The organism is Streptomyces sp. NBC_00328, from assembly GCF_036139655.1.
Classification (GTDB): Bacteria; Actinomycetota; Actinomycetes; order Streptomycetales; family Streptomycetaceae; genus Streptomyces.
Genome location: NZ_CP108013.1, coordinates 451,570 through 464,364, shown reverse-complemented (window position 1 = coordinate 464,364; position 12,795 = coordinate 451,570). Strand labels below are relative to the sequence as shown.

14 protein-coding genes, 1 pseudogene and 1 riboswitch are annotated in these 12,795 nt (G+C 69.6%); of the genes and pseudogenes, 8 read left to right on the top strand and 7 right to left on the bottom strand.

The window, feature by feature from the left end; translation table 11 throughout:
- Positions 1 to 176: 176 nt before the first annotated feature.
- Complete coding sequence (locus OG485_RS01960; protein WP_328663799.1) at positions 177 to 2,597, top strand: SpoIIE family protein phosphatase; 2,421 nt, start codon at positions 177 to 179, stop codon at positions 2,595 to 2,597.
- Positions 2,598 to 2,713: 116 nt separating this feature from the next.
- Here the strand turns inward: OG485_RS01960 and OG485_RS01955 are convergent, their stop codons facing one another.
- Positions 2,714 to 2,893: a hypothetical protein gene (locus OG485_RS01955; protein ID WP_328663798.1), complete on the bottom strand. Its 180-nt coding sequence runs from the start codon at positions 2,891 to 2,893 to the stop codon at positions 2,714 to 2,716.
- A gap of 28 nt (positions 2,894 to 2,921) precedes the next feature.
- On the opposite strand from OG485_RS01955, the gene OG485_RS01950 reads away from it, so the two are divergent.
- Entirely contained in the window at positions 2,922 to 3,092 is a 171-nt protein-coding gene (locus tag OG485_RS01950) for a hypothetical protein (protein WP_328663795.1), read from the top strand.
- A 46-nt stretch (positions 3,093 to 3,138) separates the two neighbouring features.
- On the opposite strand, the gene OG485_RS01945 is transcribed toward OG485_RS01950, so the two are convergent.
- Entirely contained in the window at positions 3,139 to 4,347 is a 1,209-nt protein-coding gene (locus OG485_RS01945) for an MFS transporter (RefSeq protein WP_328663793.1), read from the bottom strand.
- Between the two features lie 90 nt (positions 4,348 to 4,437).
- On the opposite strand from OG485_RS01945, the gene OG485_RS01940 reads away from it, so the two are divergent.
- The gene (locus OG485_RS01940) at positions 4,438 to 5,199 is read left to right on the top strand and encodes a DeoR/GlpR family DNA-binding transcription regulator (protein WP_328663792.1); all 762 of its coding nucleotides are present in this window, start codon (positions 4,438 to 4,440) and stop codon (positions 5,197 to 5,199) included.
- A 1-nt stretch (position 5,200) separates the two neighbouring features.
- Here the strand turns inward: OG485_RS01940 and OG485_RS01935 are convergent, their stop codons facing one another.
- The gene (locus tag OG485_RS01935; protein WP_328663791.1) at positions 5,201 to 6,745 is read right to left on the bottom strand and encodes a hypothetical protein; all 1,545 of its coding nucleotides are present in this window, start codon (positions 6,743 to 6,745) and stop codon (positions 5,201 to 5,203) included.
- Positions 6,746 to 6,980: 235 nt separating this feature from the next.
- Between OG485_RS01935 and OG485_RS01930 the strand changes: the two are divergent.
- The 4 genes and pseudogenes from OG485_RS01930 to OG485_RS01915 form a co-directional block, all read left to right on the top strand.
- Positions 6,981 to 7,188, top strand: a pseudogene (locus OG485_RS01930) (short-chain fatty acyl-CoA regulator family protein); the annotation flags it as partial.
- Positions 7,186 to 7,362: riboswitch (cobalamin riboswitch) on the top strand. (Overlaps the previous pseudogene by 3 nt.)
- A 355-nt stretch (positions 7,363 to 7,717) precedes the next feature.
- Complete coding sequence (locus OG485_RS01925; RefSeq protein WP_328663788.1) at positions 7,718 to 7,849, top strand: hypothetical protein; 132 nt, start codon at positions 7,718 to 7,720, stop codon at positions 7,847 to 7,849.
- Between the two features lie 3 nt (positions 7,850 to 7,852).
- Positions 7,853 to 8,245 (top strand): (2Fe-2S) ferredoxin domain-containing protein, encoded by a 393-nt coding sequence (locus OG485_RS01920; protein ID WP_328663787.1) that lies wholly within the window; start codon positions 7,853 to 7,855, stop codon positions 8,243 to 8,245.
- Between the two features lie 469 nt (positions 8,246 to 8,714).
- Positions 8,715 to 8,939 (top strand): transposase family protein, encoded by a 225-nt coding sequence (locus OG485_RS01915; RefSeq protein ID WP_328663784.1) that lies wholly within the window; start codon positions 8,715 to 8,717, stop codon positions 8,937 to 8,939.
- A gap of 47 nt (positions 8,940 to 8,986) precedes the next feature.
- Here OG485_RS01915 and OG485_RS01910 read toward each other — a convergent pair whose 3' ends face one another.
- The 3 genes from OG485_RS01910 to OG485_RS01900 all read right to left on the bottom strand — a co-directional run bounded on the left by OG485_RS01910 (position 8,987) and on the right by OG485_RS01900 (position 11,328).
- Positions 8,987 to 9,355, bottom strand: a complete 369-nt coding sequence (locus tag OG485_RS01910) for a VOC family protein (RefSeq protein WP_328663782.1) — start codon at positions 9,353 to 9,355, stop codon at positions 8,987 to 8,989.
- Positions 9,356 to 9,572: 217 nt separating this feature from the next.
- Complete coding sequence (locus OG485_RS01905) at positions 9,573 to 10,370, bottom strand: ArsR/SmtB family transcription factor (RefSeq protein WP_328663780.1); 798 nt, start codon at positions 10,368 to 10,370, stop codon at positions 9,573 to 9,575.
- Between the two features lie 298 nt (positions 10,371 to 10,668).
- Positions 10,669 to 11,328 carry an MSMEG_1061 family FMN-dependent PPOX-type flavoprotein gene (locus OG485_RS01900; protein WP_328663778.1) on the bottom strand — a complete coding sequence of 220 codons (660 nt, stop codon included), beginning with the start codon at positions 11,326 to 11,328 and terminating at the stop codon, positions 10,669 to 10,671.
- On the opposite strand from OG485_RS01900, the gene OG485_RS01895 reads away from it, so the two are divergent.
- Positions 11,327 to 11,488 carry a hypothetical protein gene (locus OG485_RS01895; RefSeq protein WP_328663776.1) on the top strand — a complete coding sequence of 54 codons (162 nt, stop codon included), beginning with the start codon at positions 11,327 to 11,329 and terminating at the stop codon, positions 11,486 to 11,488. The two genes, OG485_RS01900 and OG485_RS01895, sit on opposite strands and share 2 nt — an antisense overlap.
- A 176-nt stretch (positions 11,489 to 11,664) precedes the next feature.
- Here OG485_RS01895 and OG485_RS01890 read toward each other — a convergent pair whose 3' ends face one another.
- Positions 11,665 to 12,780 (bottom strand): serine hydrolase domain-containing protein, encoded by a 1,116-nt coding sequence (locus tag OG485_RS01890; protein ID WP_328663774.1) that lies wholly within the window; start codon positions 12,778 to 12,780, stop codon positions 11,665 to 11,667.
- Between the last annotated feature and the right edge of the window lie 15 nt (positions 12,781 to 12,795).

Sequence of the window (12,795 nt, the reverse complement as noted above, 5' to 3'; positions counted from 1 at the left end):
GGTCCCGAGCCGTGACCACCTCCTTCCCCGCAGTCGCTTGCCTGCACGCGCTGAGCGCCGCCGTGTCACTCCTGTCGAACCACCGAGCCGAGAGGAACGGGAGAGTCGCGGACGGAGACCGGGAGGAGGAACATCGGAGTCACGGAGACAGAGTGGTGGTTATGGGGACGCCTTCGATGCATTTCAGTGAGAGTCCGGAGGATCCGTTCGCCCTGGGGCATGCCGCTTCGGCCGTGCTCGACGATCACGGCGCAGTGGTCGGCTGGAGCGCACGCGCGCAGGAGCTGCTGGGCTACCGCGCCAAGGAAGTGATCGGACGGGCCTGGCGGGACCTCCTGGTCGACGCCCGCGACCTGCCTGTCGCGCGGTCCGTCGTCGTGGACGCCATGAGAGCAGGGGGCTGGTTCGGAGTCCTGCCCGTCCGGCACCACGACGGACGGCGTGTGGAGATGGGTTTCCGGGCCCGCGCGATCACCCGCGACGGAGATCGTCAAGAGTGGTTCCTGGTCGGTGCTCCTGCCACGGAAATCGTTGCCTGGCAGCGGGACCGTGCGCTGCTGGACGGCCTGTACCGCCGGTCCCCGATCGGTCTGGCCATCCACGGCCCGGACAGGAAGGTGATTCGGGTCAACCGCGCGATCGAAAAGGCCAGCGGCATCACGGCCGAGGCGCCGGTGGGTCGTAGTTCCGGTGAATTCCTGGTCGACGAGGACGCGGGACCGGCCGAGGAACGGGTACGCCACGTCCTGGAGACCGGCGAGCCGTTGATCTTCACGGAGCAGTCGGCGCGCACACGCCATGCTCCGGGGCAGGAACGGATGGTGTCCGTCTCCGCGTTCCGGATGGAAGACCCCTCGGGCCGGGTTCTCGGCGTGGCGGAGACGATCGAGGACGTGACCCAGCGCTACCGGGCCCGCCGCAGACTCACTCTGCTGAACGAGGCGAGCGCCCGGATCGGAACCTCACTGGACGTGACGCAGACGGCCCGGGAGCTGGCCGAGGTGGCCGTCTCCGGCCTGGCCGACTACTGCTCGGTGGACCTCCTGAAGCCGGTGGCACTCGGTGACGAACTGCCCTCGGACATGGCAGGCGCACTACTGCGAGTGGCCCTTTCGCCCCCGGAACCACGGGTCCCGTTCCAGGAGGGCGAGGTGGTCCCGCTCCTTCCGGAGTCTCCACAGGCGCGGTGCCTGGCCGAGCGTCGCCCGGTTCTCGAACGGGTGCTGTCCCTCCGCCCCGAGTGGTACGCCATGGACCGGCGGCGGATCGAGGTCGTGGTGGGTCTCGGCGTTCATTCCCTGATCGCGGTGCCCCTGATGGCACGCGGCCTGGTACTGGGCGTAGTGAGTCTGTGGCGAGTGCGCCATTCGGAGCCTTTCGAGGACGACGATGCCGCGGTGGCCCATGAGTTTTCCTCGCGTGCGGCCGTCTGTATCGACAACGCGCGCCGCTTCACCCAGCAACAGAGCGCCGCTCTGACTCTGCAGCGCAGTCTGCTGCCGGGCACGGTGTCCGACCTGCCGGCCGTAGAGGTGGCCTGCCGGTACCTGCCGGCGAGCGGTGAACCGGGCATCGGTGGTGACTGGTTCGACGTGATCCCGTTGTCAGGGGCCCGAGTCGCCCTCGTCGTGGGAGACGTGGTCGGCCACGGAATCCACGCCGCGGCGTCGATGGGGCGCCTGCGCGCCGCCGTGCGCACCCTGGCCAGCCTCGACCTGGAACCGGACGAGGTGGTGGCCCGGCTGGACGATCTGGTCAGTCTGCTGGCCTCCGAGCTGGAGACGAACGCCGAGGGCAACCAGTCGGCGATCGAGCAGGTGGTCGGGGCCACGTGCGTCTACGCGGTCTACGATCCCGTCTCCCGGCACTGCTCCCTGGCACGCGCCGGCCACCCGGCACCCTTGCTGTCCACGCCGGACGGCCGGGTGACCATGCTCGACCTGCCCGCGGGTCCACCGCTCGGCCTGGGTGGTCTGCCGTTCGAGATGTACGACCTCGACCTCCCTGAGGGCAGCCTGCTCACGCTCTACACCGACGGCCTCCTGGAGGCGCGCGACGGCGACATCGATGTCGCGCTGGAGAACCTGGAGGAATGTCTCGCCCACGGTGCCGACGCTCTGGAGCGCATGTGCGACGGGGTGGTCGAAGCGCTGGTGCCCGCGGACCGCCGCCCGACCGACGACATCGCGCTGCTCATGGCCCGTACCCGGGTACTGCCGCCGGAGAACTTCGCCACCTGGCACCTGCCTCTGGAAGCGACCGCCGCTGCCCGCGCCAGGGAGCTGACCACGGCGAAACTGGCCGAATGGGGGCTGTCGGAAATGGCCTTCACCACCGAGCTGGTCGCCAGCGAGCTCGTCACCAACGCCTACCGGTACGCGGACGGCCCTGTCACCCTGCGCCTCATCCGTACACACTGTCTGACCTGTGAGGTGTCCGACGCCAGCCACACGTCCCCTCACCTCCGAAGGGCGCTCAGCACGGACGAGGGCGGACGCGGGCTCTTCCTGGTCGCGCAGCTCACGGAGCGGTGGGGCACCCGCTACACCCACGACGGCAAGACAGTCTGGACGGAGCAGCCTATGCCGCCCTCCTGACCACCCGCGTCGCAGCCCGCGGCGGCTTCTCATCGGCCCTCGAAGGCCGGACCCGTCGGGGCGTCCCGCATCCGAGACCAGCGGCGGCAGAGGAGCAGATCGGTGACCGACCGCGGTCAGTCACCGGTGAGCCACAGATACCGGTGCGGCCCGCGCTCGACGATCTGGCACAGCTCGCGGGCCTGCCCGACGCAGTCGCCGCCCAGGTGAACAGGAAGCCGGTCGAGCTCCGCCGGCAGCGGCGCCTGTCGCTGGTTGAAGACGGCATCCCCGTACGGCGTCAGGGCCCAGAGCATCGGGAACTCCGCCGGGTCCAGATCCGCGATGCTCGACCTGAACGACACCGCTGACCCGATCGAGAACTACCTCGCCGCACCGAGGCTGCTCGAGGACCCGCGGGTCGGCCCGTCGGCTACGTACGACTGGGACTGGCTGCCCGGCGTGCACGAACGGCGACTCCAGTATCTCGCCCGAAGAAGCGAGCCCGACCGATGAGAGGGCCTTGTGCGGCACGGGCTCTGGGAGCGTGCCGCGCCGGCGGTCAGTGGCCGCTCGGTGCCGTCTCGTACCGGCGCGTGCGGCCGGACCCGGTGCGCAGGATCCCGGCGGCCGCAGCGGTGGTCACACACAGCAGGGTCAGCAGGACGAATGCGTGGTTCAGGGCGACGAGGTGGGTCAGCCAGCCGATGACGGCGGGACCGGCGAGCATGCCGACGTAGCCGAGCCCGGCGACGCGGGAGACGTTGGCACCGGCGGCCGCGGGATCGGTGTGCCCGGCCGCGCTGAACAGTTGCGGGACGGTGCCGGACAGGCCCAGGCCGAACAGCGCCCAGCCGGTGAACGCTGCCCACATCCACGGGCCGAGAGCCACGAGCGTGATGCCGGCGGCGGCCATGGCCGCGCCGTGGCGCAGGATCGCCACGGAACCGAACCGGGCGACGAGGCGGTCGGCGACGAGCCGGCCGATGGTCATGGCCGCCGCGAAGGTGCCGTACGCGAAGGCAGCCGTGCCGGCGGACGCACCGAGGACATCCTTCAGGTGCAGAGCGCTCCAGTCGTTGGCGGCGCCTTCGCACAGCATGACCATCAGCGCCAGCACGGCGAGGAGCCAGACGCGCCCCCCGGCCGCGCGCCGTGTGACGGTCGGTGCCACCTCGGGGTCTTCCATGAAGCCGGGACCGGCAACGGCGGGGGAGCGCGGCAGCAGGGCGCGTGCCGACGCCAGAGCGATCACGACGCCCACGGCTCCCATGACGGCCATGCTCGCGACCGGTTCCAGACCGGCGGTCGCGGCACCCGCCCCGACGAGCGCGGCGATGACGCCGCCGACAGAGAAGGTGGCGTGGAAACCTGACATGACGGGCCGGCCGTACGCCTTCTCCACGTGCACGGCGTGCGCGTTCATGCTCACGTCCAGCCAGCCGTTGCAGAACCCGAAGACCAGCAGTGCTCCGGCCAGCGTCCACGGATCGTGGGCAAGACCGGGGAGCACCAGGGCCGCGCCGCACAGCACGCCGCCGGTGGGCACCACGACGCGCGCGCCGAAGCGATCGGTCAGCGGCCCAGCCACCTGCATCCCGGTGAAGGCCCCGAGCCCGAGCAGCACCAGCAGTCCGCCCAGCGTCGCGTGGCTGATGCCCACGCGCTCCTCGGCGGCGGGAATGTGCACCACCCAGGCGCCCATCAGGGTGCCGCACAGGACGAAGTAGACATAGGTCGCCGCACGGGCGGCTCGAAGCGAACGTTCCATGTCGCGTACCGTAACGAACAGATGATGTGTTTGAAAAGTGCGGTAATGAACATCTTGCATGTTTGTTTTCTGATGGTGTTCAATCCCGTTATGAGCAACGCAGACCGGCACGGGCTGATCGCGAAGGCTGTGAGGGACTCCGGCGGCGCCACGGTCCAGGAACTCGCGGAGCTGACCAACGCGTCCGAGATGACCATCCGGCGTGACCTCGACACCCTGGCCGCGCAGGGCGTTCTCGAACGCGTCCGAGGCGGGGCGCGCAGCCTGCTGCTCAGGGGTGAGGAGCCCCCGTTCGCGTTGCGCGCGCACGAGGCGCTCGACGTCAAGCGCCGGATCGCCGCCGAAGTCTCCGCCCTCATCGCCGACGGTGAGAGCGTCCTGCTGGACAGCGGTACCACCTGTCTGGAGGTCGCCCGCCTCCTGCGCGAACGGCCCGTCACCGTGATGCCCCTGTCCCTGCAGGCCATCCACCTGCTCGGCGAGACACCCGGCCCGGCCACACTGGTGGTGCCCGGCGGACAGCCGCGCGCCGCCGAAGGAGCCCTCACCGGCCCCCTCACCCTCGCCTCACTCGCGGCCCTGCGCTTCGACACCGCCGTGATCGGCTGCTGTGGACTGAGCGCGGCAGACGGCCTGACCGCCTACGATCTCGACGACGCCGCGGTGAAGAAGACCGGAATCGCCTCCGCCCGCCGCACCATCGTCGCCACGGACGGCGGCAAGCTCGGCCGTACCGCCTTCGCCCACGTAGGTCCCTCCACACTCCTGCAGACCCTCGTCACGGACACCACGGCACCCCCCGGCGAGGTGACTGCGCTCGAAGGCGCGGGCACGATCGTCAAAATCGCCTGATCTAGCGTCGGTCGACCGGTCGGATGTGGCTCTCGGCGAGGTTGCGCAGTTCGGCGCGCGTGAGTGCGGGGTCGGCAGCGGTCTCGACGGCACGGCCCCTGGGGAGGTAGCGGACGCCGTCGATCTCGCATATCAGCGGGCCCACGCCGGTGTCGTGCACCAGGGCGTCGCCGACCGGAGCAGGGCCCCCGACCGTGCGGCGCTCACTGCCGCGGGATCGTGAGATTCGCTGGAGGAGCACCGGGGTCGCCACGTCTCCGCCGTCCGGGCGGAACAGGACCAGCACCAGCTCTCCGGGATTCCGGCGCAGCCGGACGTAGCGCATGGGCTGCCATGCGTCGTCCCCGGCCGCGGAACGGGCGGCACGCAGTACCGGGCCGCAGAGGGCGGACCGATCCACGATGAACCAGCCGAGCCGGGCGAGGGAGACGATGGCGACCGTTCCGAAGACGAGGAAGCGCCGGTGCCCCAGGTCCAAGGGGTCGTCGAGGACGGCGGCGCAGGAGAGCAGCAGGAAGCACCAGGCGCCGGTGCCGAGGAGGGTGGTCAGCACCCAGACGCGCGGAGACACGGACGTACGGCCGAAGCCGCGGCGCGGCGCGGTCACCCGGGCACCCGGAGCGTGGCGATCGCCGTGACGGGCCGCGGCGGCGAGGCTCGCGTAGTTCAGGTCGTCCTCGAGGGTGGTCCACCCGTCCTCGCTCTCCTCGTCCTCCTCCTTGTCGCTCGCGGCCGCCTGCGAGGTGATCGCGGGGCTGGCTCGGCGCGCCCTCCGGACGCGTCGGGCGCAGGCCAACGGGCTGATGACCAGGGCACCGCCAAGGCCGAGCAGACCGGGGCCGCCGCCGAGGACGGCGACCACGATCAAGGAGGTCCGCGTATCTATGGCCTCACCCAGGAAGGGCCAGGGCAGCGCGATGATCGGGACGTGATCGCCGGGACGGACGTCTGCCGTGTCGCAGTCCACGGTCGTATGCTGCGAACCGCCGTCCCAGCTGACGATGCAGCCGTCCTCGGCCCGGTTCGGACGGACGACCTCGGCGGAGGTGTGTTTCCCGAGCAGGGCGAAGTCCGCTGCGGCCAAGCCCACGAACAGCGACGCCACGAGCGCCAGCACCGCCCATAGCGGCGCGGTCGGCAACAGCGGCCGGCGGGCGGGTGCGAGGGTCGGACGGGCCTGTTCGCTCAGCCAGGCACCGAGCGTCCGCGCGTCGTGTGTGCCCAGGCCCAGCCGCAACACCTGGCCGTCGGGTGTCCGGTAGCGCAGGCCGACCTTCTCGAAGGCGCCCTGGCCCGTGGTGGTGACCGTCGCGTCCAGGGCCTCGCCGCCGCGCGGCAGGGCAGTGGCACTGCCGGAGCGGTCGAGGAAGACGGGTCCGCCGAGGCGCGGGTCGGCCAGCAGTCGGCCCTTGCGGCCGTCGAGTCGGCAGCGGAGGTGAACGGCCCGGCCCGCTGCCAGGCCATGCCGCCTCCTTGCCGCCGCCCATCGAGCGAGCCCGGCCATGGCCAAGGGGGCCACCGCGAGGGCCACGATGCTGCCGATCATCGATTCCGTCGTCTCTTCGCTGTGTCTGAATTGATGTGAGTGAACGAAGAGTACGAGCGCTGCCAGAGGCTCTGGCCCCGGGGGTGACCCCGTGGTGCCTCATCCGAGTTCATCGGATGACGCGAGCATTGCCCTTACACCGTTGGGCGGCGTGGTGACAGCGACGCTTCCTCCAACGTCACCGGAGAGACTGTCAGATGTGAAGGCAGCAGCATCGTGTACGGGAAATATTCGCGTCCACTCCGACGGCATCGACCTCACCAACGCCTCCGCCGCCACCCCCATCGGCCTGGGCTGCCGGGTCTGCGAACGCGTCGACTGCCCCCAGCGCGCCGTACCGCCCCTCGGCCGGTCCTCTGCGGATCGACCAGAACATCAGCACGTTCGTCCCTTACCTCGTACCCAGTGACCGAACGCACGAACTGACGGTACGACGAGCTTGATAGCCTCATCAGGCCAGTTGAGCCTCATCCGAGGCCAGGGAATCCGGTGCGAATCCGGAACTGACGCGCAGCGGTGAGGGGAACGGGCGGGGCACGCGAGCCACTGGGAGACCGGGAAGGCGCCCCGTCCGGACGAACCCGAGTCCGAAGACCTGCCGGCACCTCCGCGCCCCGGCACGGAGGACATCCACAGTCCAGGCTCCGCGTACGAGCCCCGACCCCGAGGTCTGCCCGTGCTCCCCACTCCCGCCCGTCACCTCACACCCGCCCTGCCGGTCACCGCCGTGCCGTTCACCGTCTGCGGCGGCCCGATGAACGACACCGAGGGCACGATGGAGTCCGCCGCCGCGGGCTACCCGGATCGACGACTGCGAGCACGAGGTCACCCGTGCGTAGGCCCCGAAGCCGGCTGTCCTGGCCGACCGGGGGAGTACGGAGATCCTGCTCGCCCTTGGTCTCGCCGACCACAGGGCAGGCACGGCCACCTGGACCGACCCGGTGATGAACGGGCTGGAGAAGCAACACGTCCGTGCCACGGATCGCGGCCGACGAACTCTTCTGCGAGAAGGCCCCGGACGCCGAACCCGACCTTGTCGCCGCATCGCGCCTCTCGAACCTCGGCAAGGGCGACGTCGCCAAGTGCGAGCATTCTGAAGGGTGACGCATGACCTCTCGCGAGCGACCTGACGAAGGCCCTACGGAGCGAACCCCCGTCGAACCGGCGCCGTGCCGCGTCGTCGTCTGCCGGGACTGCTGCTGCGGAAGCCCGAAAGTCACCGGAGTGGATCACGCCCGGCAGACGGCACGCCTGGCCGAGAGCGCACCGGTGCGCATCGCGGCCTGCCTCGATGTGTGCGAACACGCCAACGTGATCGTCGTCCAGCCCTCTGCCGCCGCACGTGCCGCGGGCGCCCGCCCGGTCTGGCTCGGCCTTGTCAACGACCCCGATGCCACGGACGACATTGCCGCCTGGGTAAAGGCCGGTGGCCCCGGCGTCGCCCCCTGCCCCGACATCCTCGACCTCTACGTCTTCACTCCGCCCCGGAGGGCGCGATGAACGCGAAAGGCGGCCTGGTTGACGGCGCTTGGATCCCGAGGTGTTGGAGCGGATCGCCGCGCGGCGTGAGGAGCTGGACGGACTCGAAGAGCAGCTGGTCAAGCAGCTGTCGGCGGTACGAGCTGAGCGCGACGAAAACCGAAGAGCACGCTGGGGACACCGTGTCCCTGGTCTACCAGTGCTGCCTGCCGCTGTCCACGCACACCCTGAACTACCTCTCCGGCCTGCTGCGACGCCGTCTGAAAGCGATACGGTCGAGGTGGCGGGTGCTGCCGCCCGGGAGAATCGCGGTGATCGTCTTGGCTGTGCTGCGGCACGATCAGCGCCTGGCCGACATGGCCGGCGGCAACGACATCTCCGCCACCACCATCCGGCGCCGGCGCGATGAGCTGATCCGCCCTGCCGGCCGCGAAGGCCCGGCCTGGCCGACCTGGGCTTTCTCGGCCTGGACGACGACGGGGACGACCCCGTGGTCGTCACCGGCTTCAAGGCCACCCGTGCCCGCAAGCTCGCATCCGCCGAAAGGGAGGCCAACCGCATCCTGGCCGCCGGACGCGCCCCGGTCGAACGCGGCTTCGCCCATCTGAAGAACTGGCGGATCCTCACCAAGCTCCGCACTGACCCCGCTCGCGCCACCCACCTGCTTCGCGCGCTGCTCGTACTGACGAACATCGAGGCCACTGCAGGCAATTGATCCATACCGCAGATAGCCCACGACCGGCACCAGCACCCGGAACAGCGTCACTGAGCCGGGATCGGTTGGGTGAGGTTCACCGGGTTGCCGTCGGGGTCCTGGATGTGGGCGACGCGCTGTCCCCACGGCATGTCGTTGGGGCCGCTGCGGACGGAGCCGCCCAGCGCCATTACCCGGCCGAGCGTCTCGTCGACGTCGTCGACACCGATGCTGAGCAGGATCCGCGGTGCCGCCCCGGTCCCCGGGTTCGTCTTGGCCACCAGCCCGAGGTCGGTGTCACCGATGCGCAAGCCGAGGTAGAAGGCCGGGCCTTCCTCCGGTACCCGGAAGATCTCCTCGGCGCCGAACAATTTCGTATAGAAGCCGAGCAGGACGTCCTGGTCGGCCGTGATGATCACTGGCTGGATGGTGGACATGGCACTCCTGTCGAGAACGGTCGTGTCGCTGGGTAGACCGTTCGAGGACGGTGAACTCATCGGCAAAACCGCCCCGCCAGACGATCTACACCCCAGACTGCCGCCCGCGACCCGTACGAGCAGCCCGAAACGGGGTCACACCACCCCTGCTGACCAGCCACTTCAAGATGGCGGAGCTTCCCTGATCGGGAAGTCACGCATCGGGCCACGCATCCGGTCACGCATCGTCGGGGAGTGGTTCGCCGGTCTCCAGGAGCGACTTCATGCTTGCCACCACGTTCGGCCAGCCGTGGCTGACCATCTCGGCCAGGCTCGACCCGGGCTCGAATCCGTCGTGTACGACGGAGAGCTTCACGACCTGCGCGGCGGCCTCCTCGATCGTGAAGGTGACTTTCGAGCGGGCCTCGCCGGACAGCTTGGCGAGCAGTTCCTCGTCCCAGTCGAAGCGTTTGGCGAGCTCCGGGGTGATGGCGTGCCAGGTGTAGGAGAGCCGGCTGTAGGGTTCGGCCTCCAGTACGACCTGCTTCGGGTCGCTGATCTGTACGCCGTGGTTGTCCCAGGTCATCGGTGAGCCGACGGACCAGTCCGTGGTGAACTCCGTGGACCAGTAGCGGCGGGTGAAGGCGGGCTCGGTCAGCGCCTGCCAGAGCTTTTGCGGGGTGGTGCGGATGTAGGTGGTGTAGACGAAGGTTGGCGCAGCGTCCATCGCGGTCTCCTCCAGGGCGAGTTTCAGGTCCGCCAGGGCTTGGACCCTGGTCCTGTCGTAGCGGCTGATCCACCGGTGAGCGATCTCGTGCACGGGCGCTGCGTTGAGATAGTGCAGCTTCTCCCGGCCCCGCCGCACGGTGGTGACGAGCCCGGCCTCCTCCAGCACCGCGAGGTGCTTGCTGACGGACTGCCGGGCCATGTCGAGTCCTGTACACAGGTCGCGCAGGGTCTGCCCGTTGTGCGCGTTGAGCGAGTCGAGCAGTGCGCGCCGCGTCGGATCGGCCAGCGCCTTGAACACCTCGTCCATGTCCGTCCCCGTACCCAGGCCGCCGCCTGTCGATATGCAGCCGTCCAGCTGCCTTTAATTTAGGCAGCCAATAGGCTGCATGTCAAGGCCGGCCCAGCGGTCGGACGAGGGTCGCGGGATCCCTCACCTGTCCGCTGGTTCAGGCGGCATCGGCAGCGTGAACCCCGTCGCCAGGGCAGCGGCCGGACGCCGTCCGCCGCGGGTGACCTCACGGGAGGTCCCGCGATGGCGCTCGGGGCATGTCGGTCCGGGGATTCGGCGTGCTGCTGGTGGTTCGGTAATCGCTGTCGGCGGCCCGCTACTCGTAGCGGTACATCAGCGAATCCGCTTCCGTCTGCTCGATGTCGGCGATCGTCAGCTCCGGCATCCGCAGCTGAGCCAGCGTCACCTCGGCCGAGGTCGGCTGGGCGTCAGCCGACAGCCACTGGTCCGGCTTCCAGGCCCCGCTGCGCAGGAGCGCCTTGGGGCAGTGCGGGTAGACCTCCTCGATCCCCAGCACCAGCGCACTGGCCGGCGGTTTGCCCACGGCGGTCAGCTGAGACAGCAGGTCCGGGCGGGTGGAAACGCAGGCCCGGCCGTTCACTCTGAGCGTCGTGGTGCGCCCGGGGATGACGAACAGCAGGCCGGCCCGTCCCGTGGTGACGACGTTCTGCAGGGTGTCCAGACGCTTGTTGCCGGTCGCGTCCGGTATCGCCACCGTCCGTGTGTCCAGGACGGCGACGAACCCGGCGGGGCCGCCGCGCGGGGAAACGTCACAGTTGCCCTCGGCGTCCGTGCTGGCGACCAGGACCAGCGATGAGCATCCGATCAACCGCTTGGTCTGTTCGGTGAGTTCGGTCATCTGCTTGCGCACGGCGGCGTCGCTGGGGAGTTCGTAAGCCCGGCGCAGCGCATCCTGGTCGGGCACGGCGTCGAGAAGGAGCGAGTCGAAGGCACTGCCGGAAAGGGTTGGTGTCATGCCCCCGACCCTAATGGGCACCGATCCGCGATTGATCTTGGTCGTCCGCAAGGCGTATGTCCGCGGCCTGTGGGCGCATGACGAGGGCAGTCACGAGACCTACACCTTCGGGCTGAAGATCGACAAGCGGGTGGCGGGTGAGGCGCCAAGGGCTCGGTGACGCTGAGTACTACGGCGCGGCCGTTCAACCCCGACAAGGCCGACGACAAGGCCGACATCACCCTGGACGTCACGGGTGCGGGCGCCCTTCCCATCGCGCTCATCGCGCCCGTTCCGTCAGCGTGGGCGGGGAGAGAGAGCAGCCCGTGCGGGTCCCGGACCACCCCCGTCGCACTGTCAGCGCAGGCCACTGTAGGCAGCCATCACGATCTCCATGCCCCGGTTGTCCTCCTGTCGGTCCCGGTCGATCATCTGGTTCATGACATAGGTCACGGTCATGTGCGAACCGGGATCGCTCACGACCAGCGAACCGCCCCAGCCGCCCCAGCCGAAGGTTTCGCCGAACTTGCCGAATCCGACCGTCCAGGACATCGACGTCCCCAGCACGCGGTCGTGGCCGCGGAACACCTCCTGCCACGCCGGCTCGCACCCCTGGGGGGACAGCAGCCGTACGCCGCCCGCCGACCCCTGGTTCGCCAACACCGACTGGACAAGGGCGACGGAGCGAGCGTTGCCGAAGCCGTTCACCGCGGGGATCTGGGCACGGCGCCAGGGCACGGAGTTGGCGTCCTTGACCCGGACAACGGCTCCGGTGTTCTCCCGGCGTGTGCCGTCAGGGCCCGGCGGTGCACTGGCAGCGTACGCGTCGGTCAGCGACGGCGGCGGGATGAGCGGTGCGACGCGGTGGTCATGATCGGAGGAGAGCCCGATGTGGAAATCCGCGCCCAGCGGTTCGGCCACCTCTTGGGCGAAGAACTCGCCGAGACCGCGGCCGGTGATGCGGCGGACGATCTCACCCACAAGGAAGCCGAAGGTGAGCGCGTGATAGCCGGCGGCCGTTCCCGGCTCCCATTCGAGTGCCTGCGCGGCCAGCCCCGCCGTCACGCTCTCCCAGTCGTAGAGCTCCTCGACCGCCGTCAGCCCGGACAGGTCCGGAAGCCCCGCGGTGTGCGACAGCACGTGTCGTACCAGCACCTTCTCCTTGCCGGCCGCGGCGAACTCGGGCCAGTAGGCGGCGACCGGCGCGGACAGATCGAGCTCGCCCCGGTCGGCCAGAATCAGTACGCACAGGGCGATCATGTTCTTGGTCGTCGAGTTCACGCCCGTGAGGGTGTCGCGTTCCCAGCCGACGGAGCGGTTTGCGTCGGCGTACCCGCCCCAGAGGTCGACCACCGGCTCGCCGTCGATGTAGACGGCTGCCGAGGCGCCCACGTCGTCCTTGCCGAGCAAAGCCGCCAGTGCCTCACGGACTGCGGCAAACCCCGGATCGCAAAATCCCCTAACATCGTTCATGGGCGTAAGCCTCAA

Bases quoted from the DNA above. Each gene is read 5' to 3' on its own strand.
- OG485_RS01960 (WP_328663799.1), top strand. From the start codon at position 177: ATGCATTTCAGTGAGAGTCCGGAGGATCCGTTCGCCCTGGGGCATGCC.
- OG485_RS01955 (WP_328663798.1), bottom strand. From the start codon at position 2,893: ATGCTCTGGGCCCTGACGCCGTACGGGGATGCCGTCTTCAACCAGCGA.
- OG485_RS01950 (WP_328663795.1), top strand. From the start codon at position 2,922: ATGCTCGACCTGAACGACACCGCTGACCCGATCGAGAACTACCTCGCC.
- OG485_RS01945 (WP_328663793.1), bottom strand. From the start codon at position 4,347: ATGGAACGTTCGCTTCGAGCCGCCCGTGCGGCGACCTATGTCTACTTC.
- OG485_RS01940 (WP_328663792.1), top strand. From the start codon at position 4,438: ATGAGCAACGCAGACCGGCACGGGCTGATCGCGAAGGCTGTGAGGGAC.
- OG485_RS01935 (WP_328663791.1), bottom strand. From the start codon at position 6,745: ATGATCGGCAGCATCGTGGCCCTCGCGGTGGCCCCCTTGGCCATGGCC.
- OG485_RS01920 (WP_328663787.1), top strand. From the start codon at position 7,853: ATGACCTCTCGCGAGCGACCTGACGAAGGCCCTACGGAGCGAACCCCC.
- OG485_RS01910 (WP_328663782.1), bottom strand. From the start codon at position 9,355: ATGTCCACCATCCAGCCAGTGATCATCACGGCCGACCAGGACGTCCTG.
- OG485_RS01905 (WP_328663780.1), bottom strand. From the start codon at position 10,370: ATGGACGAGGTGTTCAAGGCGCTGGCCGATCCGACGCGGCGCGCACTG.
- OG485_RS01895 (WP_328663776.1), top strand. From the start codon at position 11,327: ATGCCCCCGACCCTAATGGGCACCGATCCGCGATTGATCTTGGTCGTC.
- OG485_RS01900 (WP_328663778.1), bottom strand. From the start codon at position 11,328: ATGACACCAACCCTTTCCGGCAGTGCCTTCGACTCGCTCCTTCTCGAC.
- OG485_RS01890 (WP_328663774.1), bottom strand. From the start codon at position 12,780: ATGAACGATGTTAGGGGATTTTGCGATCCGGGGTTTGCCGCAGTCCGT.